This window comes from Stenotrophomonas sp. RIT309 (assembly GCF_000632045.1).
GTDB lineage: Bacteria > Pseudomonadota > Gammaproteobacteria > Xanthomonadales > Xanthomonadaceae > Stenotrophomonas > Stenotrophomonas indicatrix.
The window spans coordinates 12,622-30,874 of sequence record NZ_JFYS01000012.1; the positions used below are offsets into that span (position 1 = coordinate 12,622).

The following is an 18,253-nucleotide window of genomic DNA, read 5'->3' on the forward strand; positions in this document are numbered from 1 at the left end:
TGTGTATCTCTGAACGGGTAGTGCCGGCCGCTGGCCGGCAATCCCATGCCACCTGAGAGCATCGCGTGGTTGCCGGCCAGCGGCCGGCACTACCACGGGTCGGTGGATCCACGCCATGCGTGGATGGAGAGGTGCCGACCAAGGTCGGCACCCACCAGAGCGACGATCAGAACTTCGCGTTGAGTGAGATCCAGTAGCTGCGGCGCTGGTCCTTGGTGGCGTAGTCGTCCACGCAGTTGTATTCGCTGGGGCTGGTCAGCAGGCACGACTGCGAGACGAAGTTCTTGTCGAACAGGTTGTTGACCCGCGCGTTGACCGTCAGCCACTGCGTGGCCTTCCAGCTGCCACCGAGGTGGAAGAGGGTGTAGTCCTCGTAGTAGCGGGTATGACTGGCACCGGCGGCATCAAGGATCGTGTCGCGGTAGCGGTCGTAGCGGCCTTCGCCGATCAGCGACAGGCTGATGGCGTCGTTGAGCTGCCAGTTCAGGCTGGCGTTGGCCATGTGCTTGGCCGGCATGGTGCCGTTGATCGGCAGGCCCTTGCCGGAACCGGCGGTCTGCTCGCTCTTGGTCCAGGTGTAGTTGCCGCGCAGCTGCAGGGTGTCCAGCAGGTCGACGTGGCCGGCCAGTTCTGCGCCACGTGTCTCGGCCTTGTCGATGTTCACGCTCTGGGTGAAGGTGCTGTAGCCCAGCGACGCCCAGCCCGGGCCGATGTCCACGCAGTAGCCACTGCCGGCCGGCGCGACTTCACAGTTGGGGAACGTGCCGCCGCTGGCGATCTTGTCTTCGAACTTGTTGATGAAACCGGTGACGTTGAAGCCCCAGCGCTGGCCCTCGTAATAGGCGGCCAGCTCGTAGTTGGTGCTGGTTTCCGGCTTCAGGTTCGGCGAGCCCACCAGCGGCAGCACGCCCTGGCCACCAAAGCCGGTGATGCCGGGGAACAGCTGGTCCGGACGCGGGGTCTTGTAGCCGGTGCTGACGCCACCCTTGAAGGTCCAGGCATCGGTGGCATTCCAGACCAGGTAGCCGCGAGGGCTGAGGTGGCTGCCGAAGATGTTGTGGTCGTCGTAGCGCAGGCCGAAGGTGGCGGTCAGGGTGTCGGTCAGCGACCAGTTGTCCTCGGCGAACAGTGCCCACATGCGGTGCTTCTGTTTGGTGTTGCTGCGGTAGCCGGCACCGTCCATGCCGAACACGCCGTCCACCATGTCGGTGTCGTTGTATTGGCCGCCCACGGTCAGCTTGTGCGCACCGAAGTCGAGGTCGAGCATCGTGTCCAGCACGTAGCCTTCCAGTTCCATGGTGCGCAGCGGCCGCGGCAGGAACGCCTGCAGGCGTGCCTGTTCGCTGGCGTTGAGTGCGGCCAGTCCGTTGTTGCGGCCGGCGGCACAGTTGTTGGCGGCACCGGTGCGGCGGCAGACGTCGTTCCACAGGGTCTGCAGGCCGGCGCGCTCGTCCAGCGTCAGCGGCAGCGAGCGGCCGAGGTTGTTGCTCTTGCTGTGGGTCAGCGAGGTCTGCCAGGTGCCGAAGCTGTAGCGACCTTGATGGGTCAGCGAGAGCTGGTCGCGCTCATAGCGCTGGTAGGCGGTGTAGCCCACGCGCGGCTGCACCACGCGGCGGGTGACGGTGCCGCTGCCATTCGGGTTCGGCACCACCGCGTTGCCCACGCGCCACAGGCTGGCCAGGCTGTCGAGGGTGCCGGTCTGGCCTTCGCTGTTGTCGTACTTCTGGCGTGAGACGTCGTAGTCCAGCCACAGTTCGTGGTCGTCGTTGACATGGAAGTTCAGGCGCACGCCGGTGTTCCAGTTGGTGTTGGCCACCGACTTGCCGCCGCCACCGAAACCGATGCTGCGTTCCCACAGCGTGCCGTCGGGCAGGGTCAGTGCATCCCATTCGGGATTGGATGCCTTGGCGTCGTAGTAACTGCCGCGCACGGCCAGGCCCAGGCGATCCTTGACCAGCGGGCCGCTCAGGTACAGATCGGTGCTGCGCGCGTCGCCGAACTGGTCGTCCTGCTGCACGGTGAAGCCCTGGGTGACCGCGCCGTGCCAGCTGTCCTGGTTGCGGCGGGTGATGATGTTGATGACGCCGCCCATTGCATCCGAGCCGTACAGCGTGGACATCGGGCCACGCACCACTTCGATGCGCTCGATCGCATCCAGCGGCGGCAGGTAGGCGAACTGGCCACCACCGAAGTTGTTCGGATACAGCTGGCCGGCGTTGCTCTGGCGGCGACCGTCGATCAGCACCAGGGTGTACTCCGACGGCAGGCCGCGCATGGAGATGGTGGCGCGGCCGTTCTTGTCGGTGGCTTCCAGGCCGACGTCGATGCCTTCGACGTCGCGCAGGGCGTCGACCAGGCTGGTGTAAGGGCGCTTGCTCAGCTCTTCGCGGCTGACCACGCTGATGCTGGCCGGTGCATCGACTACCTTCTGCTCGAAACCGGAGGCGGTCACCACCACCTTGTCCAGCGTCTGCGGCGCGCCGCTGGCGGCACCATTGGCGTAGGCGGGCGCCGCGACCGCAGCCAGCACGGCGCTGGTTAACAGATGTCGGGACAGGGATGAACGGACACGATGGCGCTGGGCCATGGCAGATACCTCGAAGGATGTAGGGCAGCGCGATGCAGGGCGCGGAACGCGCACGGCAGGGCAGGGATGGCCCGGTCAGGGGCGGCAGGGGCGAAACAGGCAGCGGCGAGCCGTCGCAACCGCGCAGGCGGTCACGGCGTGCCGTGGATCAGGCGAGCGGCGGCGCCTGGCCGCGTTGCTGGCGGCGCCCGGGCGCATCGGCCCAGGGCATGTCCGGTACGGCCAGCGGCCAGTGCGGACGCGCGCCGGAGGGAACCGACGCAGAGGGAACCAGATCAAGTTCGGTGCGCAGCCAGTGGCTGGCCAGCAACAGCGGCGGGATCGGCTTGTCCGTGGACTTGGCCGGTGCCGAGGCGCAGCGCCGCAGTTTGGCTGGCGCTTCTTCCTGCAAAGGGCTTTCGCCGCCGCGCTCTTCCAGCGGCTGCTGCAGCGCCTGCGGCGCGGCAGCGTGGGCGACCGGCAGCAGCGGCAGGGTGCCCAGCAACAGCGTCAGCATCGCCACCCACGCCAGCAGGCTGGCCAGCGCAGGCCGACGGCCGCGCATGGCGGTGCCGAGCTGTACAAGCCGAAGCGGGCGGGGGCGGAACGGGCGACGCAAGCGGAGATCCCTGGCTGGCCGGAACATCCGGCGTCAACGGGGCGTGATTGTAATGAGACCCGTTAGCCGTTGCAAATGAGAATGATTGCCAAATTGCCGCAAGGGTGGCCTGATCGGTTCAGACCTCGCTCCAGCGTCGCAGCAGGTTGTGGTACACGCCGGTCAGCTGCAGCACCGCATCGGCATCGCCATTGGTCTGCCGCAGGCGCTCGATGGAAGTATCCATCTCCCACAGCAGACGACGCTGCACATCGTCGCGGATCATGCTCTGCACCCAGAAGAACGATGCCACGCGCGCACCGCGGGTGACCGGATTGACCTTGTGCAGGCTGCTGGAGGGATACACGATCAGATCACCGGCCGGCAGTTTCACTTCGTGCTCGCCGTAGGTATCACTGATGATCAGCTCACCGCCGTCGTACTCGTCCGGGTCGGACAGGAACAGCGTGCAGGAGATGTCCGAGCGCAGCTGCTCGCCGTTGGCCAGGTTCATCACCGCGCCATCGACGTGGAAGCCGTAGGTGCCGCCGCCGCTGTAGCGGTTGAAGCGCGGTGGCAGGTACTTCAAGGGCAGCGCGGCGCTGAAGAACAGCGGATGCCGTGCCAGGGCCACCAGAATGGTTTCGCCCAGTTCGCGGCGCAGCGGCGAAGCTTCAGGCAGCTGCTGGTTGTGCTTGGCCTGCGCGCCGAGGTGGCCGACGGTCTCGCGGCCATCGGTCCAGTCGGCTGCGTCGAGCCTGCGGCGGATGTCAGCCACCTGTCCGGCGCTGAGGATGTCGGGGATGTGCAGCAGCATGCGGAAGTCCTCAGCAAGCAGACGGTGCGACCAGCGCGCGCACCTGCGGGTAGGGTGAGGCGGCCAGCTCGGGCACGATATGTGCCATGAACGCGGGACTGCCGTGCTGCAGCGCCAACTGCAGCCAGTGCACGGCCTGTTCGATCTCACCGGCCTGCAGAAGGATGGAGGCGTAGTTGGCCTGGCCGCGGAAATCGCCGGCCTCGGCCGCGCGCCGATACCAGCCCAGTGCAGCCTGCGGATCGCGACCGGTGTCCAATCCATCTTCCAGATGCCGGGCCAGCAGGTTCATCGATTTGGCGTGGCCCAGATGGGCCGCGCGGGTGTACAGCGCCAGTGCCTGTGCACGGTCCTGTGGTACGCCGCGGCCGGTGGCCAGCAGGTTGGCCAGGTTGTACAGGCCCCAGTCCAGTCCGGTGTCGGCGGCGCGCCGGTACCAGACCGCTGCGAGCGAAGGATTGGCGGTGGTGCCCTGGCCCAGCTCATGGCAGCGGCCAAGCATGTTCATCGCCATCGGCGCGCCGTTGTTGGCTGCAGTCTCGTACCAGAGCAGGGCCGCAGCAGCGTCCTGGGGCGTGCCTTTGCCTTCCATGTGCATCTGCGCCAGCAGCAGCTGTGCCTCGACCTGCCCGGCCTGCGCCGCATCGCGGACGCGCGCGAAGGCAGCCTGCGGCTCGTGCAGCAGCAGGTCGGTCAGGGCGTCGGAATCAAAGGGGATGTTGGAAGCCATGCGCGGAGTATCGCCGGAAACAAAAACGGCGGCAGGAGATCCTGCCGCCGCGTGGGTGCTGCGGGTTACATCAGAACTTCACGTTCAGTGCCAGGGTGGCCGAACGACCCGGGGCGATGCTCGCGTAGTGCGACGCGTAGGCCTTGGTGAAGTAGGTCTTGTCGGTCAGGTTCTGCACGTTCAACTGCAGGCTGATGTTGTCCTGGATCGCGTAGCTGGCCATCGCATCGAAGCGGGTGTAGCTGGGGATCCACTTGGTGTTGGCCACATCACCGTACTGCTTGTCGGAGTAGTTGGCGCCGGCGCCGACGGTCAGGCCGAACGGGAAGCGGTAGGTGGTCCACAGGGTGGCGCTGTGCTTGGCGGTGTTCGGGAACACGTTGCCGTTGTACGGCGAGGGCACGTAGATGTTGGACGGGCAGGTACGGCCGGACACGGCGCAGACGAAGCCGTTGTCCTTCAGTTCCGAATCCAGGTAGGTGTAGCCGCCGTACAGGCTCCAGGCGTCGGTCAGCTGGCCGGTGAAGCCCAGTTCCACGCCGTTGATTTCCTTCTTGCCGGCGTTCTGGCTGGTGCCGTTGTCGACGGTCACGCGCGCGTTGTCCATCACGGTGTGGAAGATCGCCGCGGTCAGGTTCAGGCGGTTGTCGAACAGGTCCCACTTGGTACCCAGTTCGAGGTTCTTGGTGTCCTGCGGCTTGAGGTCGGCCACGGCCGCGCTGAGGCCATCGGAACCATCGCCACCGTCCATGCCCGGCGGGGTGGAGGAGGTGCCGTAGGACAGGTAGATGCTGCCGTTGGCGGTCGGCTTGAAGACAATGCCGGCCTGGTAGTTCAGGAAGTCATTGTCGTTGCGCACGCGGGTCGGCGCCTTGCCGGCCACCGGGGTGGTCAGGGTGGTGGAGAAGTCGTCGTAACGCAGGCCGACGTTGATCATCCACTGCGCGTTCAGTTCGATGGTGTCGAACAGGTAAGCGGACTTGGTCTTGGTGCGCTGCTCGACGTCCAGCGCCTTGTCGCTGCGGTACACCGCATGGGTGGCCGCCCACGGATCGTTCGGGTTCGGGTTGTCGAAGCTGGTGCAGTTGTAGCCGGTGGCCGCGCCGGTGGTCGGGCACTTGCTGCTGTTGGTCAGCGGATTGTTGGTGCCCGGGGTCATCAGGTAGCTGCCACGGGTCATCTTCTCGTCGCTGTATTCCGCGCCGGCGCTGTAGCTGTGCTTCAGTGCACCGGTCTGGAAGCTGCCGGTCAGGCTCAGCTGGTCGGCGAAGCTCTTGACGTCGACGGCGCGGCTGTTGGTACGACGCCACAAGGTGCCGTAGTTGTTCGGGTTGCCCTGGCTGTCGTCCGGCTGGGTCCACAGGTAATCGTTGCTGGTGTTGCCCAGGCGCGCGATGTTGCGCAGCTTGTGGCTGCCGAAGTCGTAGCTGCCGTCCAGCGTGCTGATGTCGGCGCGGGTGCGCTGGAAATCGCGGTCCACCAGGCCGTAGTAGTTGTTGCGGTCGGGCACCATCGGGCGGCCGTCCACCCACTTCGACACCGGCGCGCCGTTCGGGTTGCCATACGGGAAGCCGCCTGCGTCGGGCAGGTCGTCGCTCTGCATGTGGTAGTGGCTGGCGATCAGCTGCGCCGGGCCGTTCAGGCCGAACGCGATCGACGGCGCGATGCCCCAGCGGCTGACGTTGGCCGCGTCACGACCGGCAATGTCCGACTCGTGCTTCATCAGGTTCAGGCGTGCGGCGATGCCATCGCCCAGCACGTAGTTGGCATCCACGGTGCCGCGTGCGTAGCTGTCGGTGCCGATGCCCATGCTGGCAGTGGTCTCGTTCTTCAGCTTCGGGGTCTTGCTGACCAGGTTGAGGCTGCCACCACCGGAGTCACGACCGCCGTAGGCCGAGCTCGGGCCCTTGACCACTTCCACCTGCTCCAGGTCGAACACTTCGCGGGTCTGTGAACCGACGTCGCGCAGGCCATCGACGAACATGTTGCTCTGCGAGTCGAAGCCGCGGATGAAGGGGCGGTCACCGGTCGGGTTGCCGCCTTCGCCGGCGCCGAAGGTGATGCCCGGGACCATGCGCAGCGCATCCTGCAGGTTGGTCGCACCGGTTTCGGCGATCAGCTTCTCCGAGACGATCGAGACCGACTTCGGAGTGTCCAGCAGCGCGGCGGTGAACTTCGGCGAGGACGGGTTGAACCAGCTGCCGCGCACCTGGACCTTGTCCAGCTCGGTGGCCTTGCTGGCGCCGGCGTCGTCGGCGGCCTGCGCGGCCAGCGGCGCGAAGCCGGCGGCGAGGGTGGCGGTGGCCAGTACGGAAACGCGAGGTGCGTACTTGCGGGTCTTGATGTGGGTCATGGGTAGGTTGGCGGTGGCTTGGATGGGGAATGAGCGAGAGCTGGCCAGCACGACTCAATGGCGCGATGGCGGCGGCGAGGTTCGGGCAGTGCCAGGCCATGCCTGGCGGCAGTTCAGACGAGGCGAGGCGCACGGCAATGGCCGCAGGGCGCCTCAGATGGCGTGCGGTGCCGGAGGTGCGTGGCCGGGATTCAGGCGCAGCGAGGGGTCGTGCAGCTGCCAGCGCAGGGCATCGGAGTGCCACAGCGGGATGTGAGCCACCAGCGCAGCGCGCGGCGGCGCAGCGCCGGCACAGGGCGTGCTGCCCTCACCGTCCAGCGGAGGCTCCGGGGCCGGCGCAGCGTGGTGGGGGCATTCGTCGCTGGAAGGAGCCGGCAGCGGAGCGGCCTGGTCCATATTGTCCAGATGCGCCTGCCAGCCGGCGTGGGTGGCGTGGCCGCCGCGCCCTTCGTGCAACGCCGACCAGCCCAGCAGCAGCGTCAGCAGCGCGGCCACAAGCAGCGGCCACCCCTGACGGGCGAGCTTGCACAGCGTGGCAGTGGGCGCGGACGAAGCCATGGCGCAGGCGGAGGCGTTACGAAGATGTTACGTAGGATAACATCAACGATAATGATTCGCATGTACGGGCGTGGCAGGCCACCCGGAACGGGCCCGAAAGGCCTTGGCGGGGCCCTCAGGCTGTTCCAGTAGATCCACCCCATGGGTGGATGCCTTGAACTTCAATCGCGGTCGTCGCGGGTCCAGATGGCGTCGTGTTCGCGCTTCACCGGAAACTTCGGCACCGCGGTATACGCCGGCGCACACAGGGCGCGGCCATCACGCACGTCGAAGCGCGCGCCATGCAGTACGCATTCAACGCTGCCCTCGGCGGTGTTGAACTCGCCCGAGGACAGCTCGAACTCCTCATGCGTGCACTGGTCTTCCAACGCGTAGAGCTCGCCGTCGAGGTTGAACACCACGATCGGTGTGCCGGTGACTTCGTCGAAGACGCTCTTCAATTCGCCCGGCAGCAGTTCGGCGCCGGCGCAGACAAAGGTCCAGGCCTCGCTCACGCGGTGGCTCCGGCCAGCGGCTTTTCCAGGATCTCGAAGCGCAGGTCGTCGCGCTTGGGGATGCCGAAACGTTCGTCGCCATACGGGAACGGCTTCTTGATGCCGGTGCGCTGGTAACCGCGGCGCTCATAGAAGGCGATCAGTTCGTCGCGGATGTCGATCACGGTCATCTGCATCACCGGCACGTTCCATTCGCGTGCGGCGTGGGCTTCGGCCGCGTCCATCAACTGCTTGCCGACACCGCCGCCCTGCTGGGCCGGGTCGACCGAGAACATGCCGAAGTAGCCCTTGCCGTCGACGTCGGCGACATGGGCGCAGGCTACGAGCTGGCCGTCGCGTTCGGCCAGCAGGATGGTCGAGCGCGGGCGGTCCAGGTCGCCCTGGATGCCTTCGGCATCGACGCGGGCGCCGTCCAGCAGGTCGGCTTCGGTGGTCCAGCCGACGCGGCTGGCGTCGCCGCGGTAGGCCGAGGTGACCAGGGTGATCAGGGCGGGGATGTCGGCCGACGTGGCGGCGCGGAAGGTCAGGGTGCTCATGGGGGCATTCTAGGTGGGGCGGGGACGGGCGCAAAATGGGTCGAGGCAATGGGCCAGGGTCAGATCCCTTTCGCACTGCGAAAGGGCTCTGACCCCATCCCTGAATCCCACCCCTGCGAAAACGACGGCACTATGGGAACAAGGATCCAGGGAGGATCCAGAGGGCCGTGACCATGCGATTCGACGCTGTTGTCTCCGTTCGCTTCCTGCAGAGCGCCGAAGGTGGGAGGCGCACTGACATCGTGGGACAGGTGTACGCCTGCCCGTTGTTCGTGGCGGGCCGAGTATTTGACTGCCGCGTGCTGTTGCAGGAAGGACGGGCCGTCCTTGGGGAGAGCTACGAACTTCCCGTTGCGTTCCTGTTCCCGGAGGACGCGCTCGCCGTGGCCAACGTGGGAGAGGACGTCTCGCTGTGGGAGGGAAGGACGATTGCGCGCGGCCGGATTCTGCGTGTCGCCGGGAGGCGATTGCAGGAGTGAGCCGGTGATGGGGCCACATGCCTTCTGCAATCTTTCGCGCGCGAGGCAGCGTGGGGAAACGAGCGAGGCTACGGCTGAATCGCGAACGCCGTAGAGGTTGAGGTTGCGCATGGACTATGCTCCCGCGGTGCACAGATCCGCACGGAAGCGATGAGGCGTTACCCGCATGATGCGTACCAGGGATGGCAAAGCGACCACCTACCCGATGCTGCGCCTGAGCGTGCTTGCGCTAGCCGTTCTTGCGGTGTCGGCGTGCTCAGGGTTGACCGACACTGTCGTGGTCGTCAGGAACGTGGGCTCCCAGCGCATCGACGCGGTGCAGATCGACGCTGGCGGTCGAGTGACTGAGCTCGGGGCGATCGATGCAAATGCACAGGTTTCGATGACGCCGGTGGTCCAGCAGGACTCGTCCGTATCCGTGCGCTATCGGGAAGCAGGCCTCGACGTCGCGTGCCTGGGTGATGTGTACCTGACGCAGAATCTGCGGGCACGCATCGAGGTGCAGGTGGGCGATGGCACGTGCAAGGTCGTGGATGCCAGCCGCTAGCTGGGTGGCCGGGGTCAGAGCCCTTTTCGCGGTGCGAATGGGATCTGACCCCGGATTGCCGCTCTGCCGGTGTGCGGGCTCACCCCAACAACTTCCGCACCTTCGTCAACGCAGTCATGAACCGCTCGATCTCTTCATGCGTGTTGTAGAACGCCAGCGACGCACGGCAGGTTGCCGCCACGCCGTAATACTGCAGCAGCGGATGCGCGCAGTGCTGGCCCGAGCGCACGGCCACACCTTCCAGATCCAGCAGGGTAGCCAGATCGTGCGCATGGGCGCCGTCGATCAGGAATGACACCACCGCGGCCTTTTCCGGCGCTTCGCCGATGATGCGCAGGCCGTCAACCCGGCGCAGCTCTTCGGTGAAGTGCGCCAGCAGCTCGGCTTCGCGCGCTTCCACGTGGTCCAGGCCGACGTTCTGCAGATAGTCCGCCGCCACGCCGAGGCCGATGAAACCGGCGATGTTGGGGGTGCCGGCTTCAAACTTGTGCGGGGCGTCGTTGAATACGGTGCCGTCGAAGCTGACTTCCTTGATCATCTCGCCGCCGCCCAGGAACGGCGGCATCGCGTCCAGATGCTCGCGACGCGCCCAGAGCGCACCGGTGCCGGTCGGGCCGCACATCTTGTGGCCGGTGATGGCGTAGAAGTCGCAGCCGATCGCGGTGACGTCGACCTTGCGGTGCGGTGCGGCCTGCGAGCCGTCGACCACGGTGACGATGCCGCGCTTGCGCGCTTCGCGGCAGATCTCGCGCACCGGGTTGATGGTGCCGAGTACGTTGGAGACATGGGCCACGGCCAGCAGCTTGACCTCGGCGGTCATCGCCGCGCGCAGCGCGTCCAGGTCCAGCGCGCCGTCGGGGGTGATCTCGGCCACGCGGATGGTCGCGCCGGTGCGCTGGGCGACCAGCTGCCACGGCACGATGTTGGCGTGGTGTTCCATGCGCGACACCAGGATCACGTCGCCGGCCTTCAGCCGGGGCAGGGCCCAGGAGTAGGCAACCAGATTGATCGCGAAGGTGGTGCCGCTGCACAGCACCAGGTCGTTGCTGCGCACGTTGAGGAAACGGGCCAGCTTGTTGCGTGCGCCTTCGTAGGCGTCGGTGGCCTCGGTACCCAGCGCATGCACGGCACGGCTGACGTTGGCGTTGTAGCGGCGGTAGAACTCGTCCACCGCGCCGATCACCTGCACCGGCTTCTGGCCGGTGTTGGCGTTGTCGAAATAGACCAGCGGCTTGCCGTGCACTTCGCGCATCAGCAGCGGGAAGTCCAGGCGCACGCGCGCCCAGTCGGGGGCGTCGGCGGGTGCTTCGATCGGTCGCGGGGTGGACAGGTTCATGCCACGCCCGCCTCGGCCAGGGCCTTGTCCAGCCGGCGTGCCAGCTGTTCGCGCAGCGCTTCGGGCAGCACCTTCAGCGGTTCGTGGCAGAACGCGGCGCTCAGCAGCGCCTGCGCCTGGGCCTGCGGCAGGCCGCGCGAGCGCAGGTAGAACAGCGCGTTGGCGTCGAGCTGGCCGACGGTGGCACCGTGTGCGGCCTTCACTTCGTCGGCGTCGATCACCAGCGTCGGCTGGGTATCGATCTCGGCGTCGGCCGACAGCAGCAGGTTCTTGTTGGACAGGTTGGCGTCGGTGCCATCGGCACCGGCACGGATCTGGATGCCGCCATGGAACACCACGCGGCTGCGGTTGGCGGCCACGCCACGCCACTGCAGCTCGGCGCTGGTGTCGCGGGCGATGTGGTCGATGCCCAGGCGGGTATCGACGTGGCGGCGACCATTGCCGAGCAGCACGCCATTGGCGGTCAGCTGGGCGTTGTCGCCTTCCAGGCGCACGTTCAGCTCATGGCGGCTGAGCGCGGCACCCAGCTCCAGGTCCACGCGGTGGTACTGCGCGTCCTTGGCCAGCACCGCGTCGGTACGCAGGAAGCTGGTCTGGCGCGCGCTGCCGGCCTGCACGCGGGCGTGCTTGAGCACCGCATCGCGGGCGACGTGGGCGTGCAGTACCGTGTTGTCCAGATGCGCCGAATCACCGACGCTGAAGCGGTGCTCGACCACGCCCAGGCTGGCGCCGGCACGCAGTTCGATCAGGTGGCGGTGGTGCCAGGCCAGATCGGTGTCGCCGGCCACGCTGGCGAATACCAGCTGCAGCGGCACCTCGACCTGCACGCCGTCGTCCACGCGCAGCACCACGCCTTCATCGGCGAGGGCGGCGTTGAGGCGGGCGAACACATCGTCGCTGCGATCGTAGCGGCGGCCGAGGAAGCGCACGGCGTCCTCGCCAGCGGCCAGTGCGGAGGACAACGTCTCCAGCTGCACGCCGGCCGGCAGGCCCTGCACGTCGCTCAGCGCGTCGTTGAGGCGGCCATTGACGAACACCAGGCGCGGTGCCGGGATGTTCTCCAGCGCGGCGGCATCCAGCAGCGCCGGGGCCAACGGTGCGGCCGCAAAGCTGCGACGCTCCAGCTGGCGCAGCGAGGTGTACTTCCAGGTTTCGCTGCGTGCGCCGGGCAGGCCGTCGCGCAGCACGCTGTCGAGCACTTCGCGGCGCGCATCGCTGCCGCAGAAGGCCTGGGCCATGGAATCGAGCAGGGCGCTCATCAGACCGCCGCCTCGGGCACGACCCGGTCCTTCAGGAAGTCATAGCCGTGCGCTTCCAGTTCCAGCGCCAGTTCCGGGCCGCCGCTCTTGACGATGCGGCCATCGGCCAGCACGTGCACGACGTCCGGCTTGATGTAGTCCAGCAGGCGCTGGTAGTGGGTGATGACCAGGAACGAGCGGTCGGCGCTGCGCAGCGCGTTGACGCCGTCGGCCACGCTCTTCAGTGCATCGATGTCCAGGCCCGAATCGGTTTCGTCCAGGATCGCCAGCTTCGGCTCGAGCACGGCCAGCTGGAAGATCTCGTTGCGCTTCTTCTCGCCACCGGAGAAGCCTTCGTTGACGCCACGGTGCAGCAGTTCGTCCTTCAGGTGCAGCACGGCCAGCTTCTGCCGCACCAGCTTGAGGAACTGCATGGAATCCAGTTCTTCCTCGCCGCGCGCCTTGCGCTGTGCATTCAGCGCGGCGCGCAGGAAGTAGGTGTTGTTCACTCCGGGGATTTCCACCGGGTACTGGAATGCCAGGAACAGGCCGGCAGCGGCGCGCGCTTCCGGGTCCTGGTCGAGCAGGTTGACGCCTTCGAACTGCACGCTGCCTTCGCTGACCTCATAGCCGTCGCGGCCAGCCAGGACATTGCCCAGGGTGGACTTGCCGGCGCCGTTGGGGCCCATGATGGCGTGCACCTGGCCGGGCTTCACTTCCAGGGACAGGCCCTTGAGGATTTCCTTGTCGCCGATGCGGGCGTGGAGGTTTTCGATCTTCAGCATGATGGGGGTTTCCGTGGTGCGGGCCGGGGCCCGCCGGTAAAGAGAATGCGTTGTGCGAGGGCAGGGCGGGCGATCAGCCCACCGAACCTTCCAGCGAGACTTCCAGCAGCTTCTTGGCTTCCACCGCGAATTCCATCGGCAGTTCGCGGAACACCTGCTTGCAGAAGCCGTCGACGATCATCGACACCGCGTCTTCCTGGCTGATGCCACGGGCGCGGCAGTAGAACAGCTGGTCGTCGGAGATCTTCGAGGTGGTGGCCTCATGCTCGACGGTGGCGCCGGGGTTCTTCACCTCGATGTAGGGGAAGGTGTGGGCGCCGCACTGCTTGCCGATCAGCAGCGAATCGCACTGGGTGTAGTTGCGCGCGCCGTCGGCATTGCGGTCCACCTTGACCAGGCCACGATAGGTGTTCTGGCCGCGGCCGGCGCTGATGCCCTTGCTGATGATCTTGCTCTTGGTGCGCTTGCCGACGTGGATCATCTTGGTGCCGGTGTCGGCCTGCTGGCGATGATGGGTCAGTGCCACCGAGTGGAACTCGCCGACCGAGTCGTCGCCCAGCAGCACGCAGGACGGGTACTTCCAGGTGATCGCCGAGCCGGTCTCGACCTGGGTCCAGGTGACCTTGCTGCGCGCGCCACGGCATTCGGCACGCTTGGTGACGAAGTTGTAGATGCCGCCGACGCCATTCTCATCGCCCGGGTACCAGTTCTGCACGGTGGAGTACTTGATCTCGGCATCGTCCAGCGTCACCAGCTCGACCACCGCCGCATGCAGCTGGTTCTCATCGCGCATCGGCGCGGTGCAGCCTTCCAGGTAGGACACGTACGCCTTCTCTTCGCAGATGATCAGCGTGCGCTCGAACTGGCCGGTGTGGCCGGCGTTGATGCGGAAGTAGGTGCTCAGTTCCATCGGGCAACGCACGCCCTTGGGAATGAACACGAAGCTGCCATCGGAGAACACCGCAGAATTGAGCGCGGCGAAGTAGTTGTCGCCCACCGGCACCACGGTGCCCAGGTACTGTTTGACCAGTTCCGGGTGCTCCTTGATGGCTTCGGACATCGAGCAGAACACGATGCCCTTTTCGGCCAGTTCCTTGCGGAAGGTGGTACCGACGGACACCGAGTCGAACACCGCGTCCACCGCTACGCCGGCCAGCTTGGCGCGCTCGTGCAGCGGCACGCCCAGCTTGTCGTAGGTGTCCAGCAGTTCCTTGGGCACGTCATCCAGCGAGGCGTACTTCGGGCCCTTCGGCGCGGAGTAGTAGCTGAGCGCCTGCAGGTCGATCGGGGCGATCTGCAGCTTGGCCCAGTTCGGCATCGGCATGGTCAGGAAGTGGCGGTAGGCGTCCAGGCGCCACTGCGTCATCCATTCCGGCTCTTCCTTCTTGGCCGACAGGGCGCGGATGGTGTCCTCGTCCAGGCCGGCGGGAAGGGAGTCCGACTCGATGTCCGTGATGAAGCCGGCCGAATACTTGCGGCCGAGCTGCTCATGGATCTCGCGGTTGGGGGTGTCGTCGCTGGCGACGGTTTCGATGGTTTCGGTGGCCATGGGGGGCTGCCTACGGATCAGGAGACGACGTCGACAGCGATGGTGCGGCGCTGTTCTTCGTCGACAAGGGGAAGAGGGGGCAGGATCTGCGCCAGGCTGACATCGCGCAGGGCCTCGGAGACCACGTCGTTGATCAGCCGCCAGCTGCTGCGCGCGCCGCACTTGGGCGCCATGCCGCACTGATGGTGGTCGTGGCTGCACTCGGTCAGGGCCAACGGCCCTTCCATGGCTTCAACCACTTCAAACAGCGAGATCTCGATCGATGGGCGGGTCAGCCGGTAACCGCCGCGGACGCCGCGCAGGCCTTCGACCAGGCCGGCCTGGGCCAGTGGCTTGAGCACCTTGCTGACGGTGGGCGGCTCCAGACCGGTGAATTCGGCCAGCTCGGTGGCACTGAGCACCTCGCCCGGACGGGCGGCGAGTACGGTCAGTACGACGGTGGCGTAATCGGTGAGCTTGGTGACGCGCAACATGGGATGCGAGTGGTTCTTAAAGCGGACTGAAATTGTACGCTTTTATTCGCCGGCATCCAACCCGGCCATTCAGCGGGCGCTTGGGCCCGGCCGGAGGGCAGTCGCCAAGGGCCGCCATCGGGGCGACATGCTGCGGCATGGGGGTGATTTTCGCAATCACCCGGAATGGGCGAGAATCAACGTTCCTTCCGCTGCAAACGTCTCTTGCCGATGCCCAAGAAGATCCAAGCCCGCAAGTCCGCCATCCACGGCAACGGTGTGTTTTCCGTGGCCCCGATCAAGCAGGGCGAGCGCGTGATCCAGTACAAGGGCCTGCTGCGCAGCCACGGCGATGTCGATGCCGATGACAGTGGCGACGTGGAAAGCGGCCATACCTTCCTGTTCACCCTCAACGACGACTGGGTGATCGATGCCAACTACAAGGGCAACGACGCGCGCTGGATCAACCACAGCTGCGACCCGAACTGCGAGGCGGTGATCGAGGAAGACGAAGACGGTGACAGCCGCGGCGACAAGGTCTTCATCGAGGCGCTGCGCGATATCAAGGCGGGCGAAGAGTTGACGTACAACTACGGCATCACCCTGGCCGAGCGCCACACGGCCAAGCTGAAGAAGATCTGGGAGTGCCGCTGTGGCTCGCCCAAGTGCACCGGCACGATGCTGCAGCCCAAGCGCTGATCCGGTAGCGCCGGGCCATGCCCGGCGAGCGCGAAGCGCGGGCGGAACCAGAAGCCGCCGGGCACGGCCCGGCGCTATCCGGGCGATTCTCCACCTGCCGTGCACGTGAGGGTCACCGCCGTTCAAGGGCCACTCGGCCACCCTGTGCGCTCCCCCCTATCTGGAGCACGACATGGCACAGCGTCTACGCGGCAAACAGATCGCCATCCTCGCCACGCATGGTTTCGAGCAGTCCGAACTGATCGAGCCCAAGCACCTGTTGGAAGCGGAGGGCGCGCGCGTGAGCGTGGTGTCGCCGGCCAAGGAGGCGAGCATCAAGGGCTGGAAGGACAAGGACTGGGGTGATTCGGTCGCCGTGGATCAACCACTGGATGGCGCCGACGCCGGCGGTTTCGATGCGCTGGTGCTGCCCGGTGGCGTGATCAATCCGGACACCCTGCGCACCAACGAAGCAGTACTGGATTTCATCCGCAGCATGGCCGGTGCCGGCAAGCCGGTGGCCGCGATCTGCCACGGCCCCTGGCTGCTGATCAACAGCGGGCTGGCGGAGGGACACGAGGTCACCTCGTGGCCGTCGCTGCAGCAGGACCTGGCCAATGCCGGCGCGCGCTGGCGCGACGCGGAAGTGGTGGTGGACGGCAACCTGATCACCAGCCGCAAGCCCGATGACATTCCGGCCTTCAGCGAGGCGGTGGTGAAAGCGCTGGCGGCGTAATGCGGCGCTGGTAGTGCCGGCCGCTGGCCGGCACGTGCGTGAAAGGATTGCCGGCCAGCGGCCGGCACTACCTTATTTGCCGAGGATGCCCGCCGGCACCAGGTCGCCCAGGTTCTGGTTGAAGGTCACCACCAGCTTGCCGTTCTTCACCTGTGCCGACTGCACCTGCAGGGCGCCGAGCAGTCCGGCCACGGCCGGGTCCAGCTTGTAGATCGGTTCGCGCTGGGCGTAGTCGCTCAGCCATGCGTTCAGCAGGCCACGGGTCCGTGAATCGAGACGGCCACCCTGGCTGGCCGGAGTGAAGTCATCCACGCTCGGCTGCTGCAGGTGGAAGCCCTGGGTCTGCGCGTCATAGCGCAGGCCACTGCTGAGCTTCACCGTACCCAGCTTGGCCGGGTTGCCGCCGGCGGTGGCCAGCGCCACGTCCATGCCCAGGTTCAAGCGCTCGCCTGCGGGCAGGCTCAGCTGCGGGTGGCTCATGGTCAGCGCGATCAGGCCGCCCAGCGCGTCCTGCGTGCGCGGGAAGCTGCCGTCCAGATACTGCTGCACGTCGCTGGCGCCAACCGCCAGTTCGCGACCGGAGATCGAAGGGGCGGCCTGCGCACCGATCGCAGCAGCAATCAGCACGGTCGAGGCGGCTAGGCGGGTCATCAGGGAACGCAGGCGCATGGCGGTGACCGGAAGAAGGATCCAAGAGGCCTACAGAGTAGCTTTGCCCGCTGAATCGCGGGTACACACGGTTGCAACGGTTCAGTCCAGCGTTGGTTGCAGGCTGGCCGACTGGATCTGCCAGCTGCGGCCATCGGCGCTGGGCTGCACCCGGTACCAGCCGTGGTAGCGGAAGGTGCCGTTGGCGGTCACCGCGCGGATCTTCACTGGCACCTCCAGCAGGCGTGGCGGCTGCCCATCGTCGCGTGGCAACGCCACGTCACTGTCCAGGCGCAGGCTGCGCACGTCGGGCAGCAGGCGCAGCACGGCATCGTCGGCACGGCGCGGGTCGGCGGGGGCATAGGCCCAGGCTGCATCGCTGCGCGATGTGTTGCGGTTGAGCAGATCCAGCATGTAGCGGTTGAGCATCGCTGCGGGCGTTTCGCTGCCGTTGGCAACGGCGCCATACAGCGGATCGATGGCGATCGCGTCAACGGTAGCGGCCTGCGGTGCCGCTTTCGTCGTCGGCACCGACGGGGCGGTTGTGGCGGCGCTCGCGTCGCGCCCGGTGGCATCGACCGGGGGCGCCGGGTTCGAACACCCCGCCACAAGCAGCGGGATCAACAAGGAAATAAAACCGCGCATGTCTGCCTCCTCCCCGAGGCGACCTGAAAGGCGGCAGTGTAGCGGCCGGGGGCCGCTCAGCGCGAAGTGGTCAGCGCGAAGAGGGAAGCCGTTCCAGCGCGTCCAGCGCCGGCAGGACCTGCGCGGCGACCGCTGCCAGTGCATGGCCGTCGGTGTCGGCATGGCGCTGCACGATGTCACGCAGCAGCTGGGTGGCCACCACCAGGGTGGCACGTTCGTCACCGCTCAGGCCTGCCGTGCGCGGGGCCGATTCCAGCAGGCGCATCAGGTCGCGGCTGGCGCGGTGCTCCAGTTCGATGGTGCAGCGCCCGGTGCACTGGTGCCCGTCCTTTTCGATCGGGGTCACCGAGATCCGGTAGCGGGTGGAAGGGCTGGCCATGGGGGTGCTCGCGCTGGTGGGGAGGAATGGGACCACCATAGGCAAGGCGTCGGCCGGCGGCGATGGCCGGCGCTGCACGCAGTGTTCCACCCGGTTCGTTCCTGCGCTGGAAAAACAGCGGCGCGGCCA

The 18,253-nt window shown here is 66.7% G+C and carries 20 protein-coding genes; 4 read left to right on the plus strand and 16 right to left on the minus strand.

Annotated elements, in window-relative coordinates; genetic code table 11:
• Positions 1-166 precede the first annotated feature (166 nt).
• The 8 genes from BW38_RS13040 to BW38_RS13005 form a co-directional block, all read right to left on the minus strand.
• Positions 167-2,587 carry a TonB-dependent receptor gene (locus BW38_RS13040; RefSeq protein ID WP_032975839.1) on the minus strand — a complete coding sequence of 807 codons (2,421 nt, stop codon included), beginning with the start codon at positions 2,585-2,587 and terminating at the stop codon, positions 167-169.
• Between the two features lie 148 nt (positions 2,588-2,735).
• A complete protein-coding gene (locus tag BW38_RS13035) occupies positions 2,736-3,131 on the minus strand; it encodes a hypothetical protein (RefSeq protein WP_032951575.1) in 396 nt (131 codons plus the stop codon).
• A 172-nt stretch (positions 3,132-3,303) separates the two neighbouring features.
• Entirely contained in the window at positions 3,304-3,981 is a 678-nt protein-coding gene (locus tag BW38_RS13030; protein ID WP_032975840.1) for a Fe2+-dependent dioxygenase, read from the minus strand.
• A 10-nt stretch (positions 3,982-3,991) separates the two neighbouring features.
• Positions 3,992-4,711, minus strand: a complete 720-nt coding sequence (locus tag BW38_RS13025) for a tetratricopeptide repeat protein (RefSeq protein ID WP_032975841.1) — start codon at positions 4,709-4,711, stop codon at positions 3,992-3,994.
• Positions 4,712-4,781: 70 nt separating this feature from the next.
• Positions 4,782-7,064: a TonB-dependent siderophore receptor gene (locus tag BW38_RS13020; protein ID WP_032975842.1), complete on the minus strand. Its 2,283-nt coding sequence runs from the start codon at positions 7,062-7,064 to the stop codon at positions 4,782-4,784.
• A 153-nt stretch (positions 7,065-7,217) separates the two neighbouring features.
• The gene (locus tag BW38_RS13015; protein WP_032975844.1) at positions 7,218-7,622 is read right to left on the minus strand and encodes a hypothetical protein; all 405 of its coding nucleotides are present in this window, start codon (positions 7,620-7,622) and stop codon (positions 7,218-7,220) included.
• A gap of 161 nt (positions 7,623-7,783) precedes the next feature.
• Positions 7,784-8,116 carry a non-heme iron oxygenase ferredoxin subunit gene (locus tag BW38_RS13010; protein WP_032975846.1) on the minus strand — a complete coding sequence of 111 codons (333 nt, stop codon included), beginning with the start codon at positions 8,114-8,116 and terminating at the stop codon, positions 7,784-7,786.
• Positions 8,113-8,652 carry a GNAT family N-acetyltransferase gene (locus BW38_RS13005; RefSeq protein WP_032975848.1) on the minus strand — a complete coding sequence of 180 codons (540 nt, stop codon included), beginning with the start codon at positions 8,650-8,652 and terminating at the stop codon, positions 8,113-8,115. The genes BW38_RS13010 and BW38_RS13005 overlap by 4 nt, the downstream gene beginning before the upstream one ends.
• A gap of 167 nt (positions 8,653-8,819) precedes the next feature.
• Between BW38_RS13005 and BW38_RS13000 the strand changes: the two genes are divergently transcribed.
• Both BW38_RS13000 and BW38_RS12995 read left to right on the plus strand, forming a co-directional pair.
• On the plus strand, positions 8,820-9,131 hold the full coding sequence (locus BW38_RS13000) for a hypothetical protein (protein ID WP_152543295.1): 312 nt from the start codon (positions 8,820-8,822) through the stop codon (positions 9,129-9,131).
• Positions 9,132-9,297: 166 nt separating this feature from the next.
• Entirely contained in the window at positions 9,298-9,678 is a 381-nt protein-coding gene (locus BW38_RS12995; RefSeq protein WP_032975851.1) for a hypothetical protein, read from the plus strand.
• Between the two features lie 79 nt (positions 9,679-9,757).
• On the opposite strand, the gene BW38_RS12990 is transcribed toward BW38_RS12995, so the two are convergent.
• The 5 genes from BW38_RS12990 to BW38_RS12970 form a co-directional block, all read right to left on the minus strand.
• Positions 9,758-11,014 (minus strand): cysteine desulfurase, encoded by a 1,257-nt coding sequence (locus BW38_RS12990; RefSeq protein ID WP_025873982.1) that lies wholly within the window; start codon positions 11,012-11,014, stop codon positions 9,758-9,760.
• Positions 11,011-12,273, minus strand: coding sequence for a Fe-S cluster assembly protein SufD (sufD, locus tag BW38_RS12985; RefSeq protein ID WP_032975852.1), 1,263 nt, complete (start codon positions 12,271-12,273; stop codon positions 11,011-11,013). The genes BW38_RS12990 and sufD overlap by 4 nt, the downstream gene beginning before the upstream one ends.
• Positions 12,273-13,037 carry a Fe-S cluster assembly ATPase SufC gene (gene sufC / locus BW38_RS12980; RefSeq protein WP_032975854.1) on the minus strand — a complete coding sequence of 255 codons (765 nt, stop codon included), beginning with the start codon at positions 13,035-13,037 and terminating at the stop codon, positions 12,273-12,275. The genes sufD and sufC overlap by 1 nt, the downstream gene beginning before the upstream one ends.
• A gap of 73 nt (positions 13,038-13,110) precedes the next feature.
• Positions 13,111-14,586: a Fe-S cluster assembly protein SufB gene (sufB, locus tag BW38_RS12975; RefSeq protein ID WP_025873979.1), complete on the minus strand. Its 1,476-nt coding sequence runs from the start codon at positions 14,584-14,586 to the stop codon at positions 13,111-13,113.
• Between the two features lie 17 nt (positions 14,587-14,603).
• A complete protein-coding gene (locus tag BW38_RS12970; RefSeq protein WP_025873978.1) occupies positions 14,604-15,059 on the minus strand; it encodes an SUF system Fe-S cluster assembly regulator in 456 nt (151 codons plus the stop codon).
• Between the two features lie 210 nt (positions 15,060-15,269).
• Here BW38_RS12970 and BW38_RS12965 point away from each other — a divergent pair, with 210 nt between their 5' ends.
• Positions 15,270-15,737 carry an SET domain-containing protein-lysine N-methyltransferase gene (locus BW38_RS12965; protein WP_010483549.1) on the plus strand — a complete coding sequence of 156 codons (468 nt, stop codon included), beginning with the start codon at positions 15,270-15,272 and terminating at the stop codon, positions 15,735-15,737.
• Positions 15,738-15,909: 172 nt separating this feature from the next.
• Entirely contained in the window at positions 15,910-16,452 is a 543-nt protein-coding gene (locus BW38_RS12960) for a type 1 glutamine amidotransferase domain-containing protein (RefSeq protein WP_032975856.1), read from the plus strand.
• Between the two features lie 72 nt (positions 16,453-16,524).
• Here the strand turns inward: BW38_RS12960 and BW38_RS12955 are convergent, their stop codons facing one another.
• The 3 genes from BW38_RS12955 to BW38_RS12945 form a co-directional block, all read right to left on the minus strand.
• The gene (locus tag BW38_RS12955; protein ID WP_025873976.1) at positions 16,525-17,121 is read right to left on the minus strand and encodes a DUF1439 domain-containing protein; all 597 of its coding nucleotides are present in this window, start codon (positions 17,119-17,121) and stop codon (positions 16,525-16,527) included.
• Between the two features lie 81 nt (positions 17,122-17,202).
• Positions 17,203-17,745: a hypothetical protein gene (locus BW38_RS12950; protein WP_032975858.1), complete on the minus strand. Its 543-nt coding sequence runs from the start codon at positions 17,743-17,745 to the stop codon at positions 17,203-17,205.
• Positions 17,746-17,815: 70 nt separating this feature from the next.
• Positions 17,816-18,124, minus strand: coding sequence for a DUF3861 family protein (locus BW38_RS12945; RefSeq protein ID WP_032975859.1), 309 nt, complete (start codon positions 18,122-18,124; stop codon positions 17,816-17,818).
• Positions 18,125-18,253 lie beyond the last annotated feature (129 nt).

What these genes read in the sequence shown, in the direction of transcription:
- BW38_RS13040 (WP_032975839.1), bottom strand. Translation starts at nt 2,587, where the DNA reads ATGGCCCAGCGCCATCGTGTCCGTTCATCCCTGTCCCGACATCTGTTA.
- BW38_RS13035 (WP_032951575.1), bottom strand. Translation starts at nt 3,131, where the DNA reads ATGCGCGGCCGTCGGCCTGCGCTGGCCAGCCTGCTGGCGTGGGTGGCG.
- BW38_RS13030 (WP_032975840.1), bottom strand. Translation starts at nt 3,981, where the DNA reads ATGCTGCTGCACATCCCCGACATCCTCAGCGCCGGACAGGTGGCTGAC.
- BW38_RS13025 (WP_032975841.1), bottom strand. Translation starts at nt 4,711, where the DNA reads ATGGCTTCCAACATCCCCTTTGATTCCGACGCCCTGACCGACCTGCTG.
- BW38_RS13020 (WP_032975842.1), bottom strand. Translation starts at nt 7,064, where the DNA reads ATGACCCACATCAAGACCCGCAAGTACGCACCTCGCGTTTCCGTACTG.
- BW38_RS13015 (WP_032975844.1), bottom strand. Translation starts at nt 7,622, where the DNA reads ATGGCTTCGTCCGCGCCCACTGCCACGCTGTGCAAGCTCGCCCGTCAG.
- BW38_RS13005 (WP_032975848.1), bottom strand. Translation starts at nt 8,652, where the DNA reads ATGAGCACCCTGACCTTCCGCGCCGCCACGTCGGCCGACATCCCCGCC.
- BW38_RS12995 (WP_032975851.1), top strand. Translation starts at nt 9,298, where the DNA reads ATGATGCGTACCAGGGATGGCAAAGCGACCACCTACCCGATGCTGCGC.
- BW38_RS12990 (WP_025873982.1), bottom strand. Translation starts at nt 11,014, where the DNA reads ATGAACCTGTCCACCCCGCGACCGATCGAAGCACCCGCCGACGCCCCC.
- sufD (WP_032975852.1), bottom strand. Translation starts at nt 12,273, where the DNA reads ATGAGCGCCCTGCTCGATTCCATGGCCCAGGCCTTCTGCGGCAGCGAT.
- sufC (WP_032975854.1), bottom strand. Translation starts at nt 13,037, where the DNA reads ATGCTGAAGATCGAAAACCTCCACGCCCGCATCGGCGACAAGGAAATC.
- sufB (WP_025873979.1), bottom strand. Translation starts at nt 14,586, where the DNA reads ATGGCCACCGAAACCATCGAAACCGTCGCCAGCGACGACACCCCCAAC.
- BW38_RS12970 (WP_025873978.1), bottom strand. Translation starts at nt 15,059, where the DNA reads ATGTTGCGCGTCACCAAGCTCACCGATTACGCCACCGTCGTACTGACC.
- BW38_RS12965 (WP_010483549.1), top strand. Translation starts at nt 15,270, where the DNA reads ATGCCCAAGAAGATCCAAGCCCGCAAGTCCGCCATCCACGGCAACGGT.
- BW38_RS12960 (WP_032975856.1), top strand. Translation starts at nt 15,910, where the DNA reads ATGGCACAGCGTCTACGCGGCAAACAGATCGCCATCCTCGCCACGCAT.
- BW38_RS12955 (WP_025873976.1), bottom strand. Translation starts at nt 17,121, where the DNA reads ATGCGCCTGCGTTCCCTGATGACCCGCCTAGCCGCCTCGACCGTGCTG.
- BW38_RS12950 (WP_032975858.1), bottom strand. Translation starts at nt 17,745, where the DNA reads ATGCGCGGTTTTATTTCCTTGTTGATCCCGCTGCTTGTGGCGGGGTGT.
- BW38_RS12945 (WP_032975859.1), bottom strand. Translation starts at nt 18,124, where the DNA reads ATGGCCAGCCCTTCCACCCGCTACCGGATCTCGGTGACCCCGATCGAA.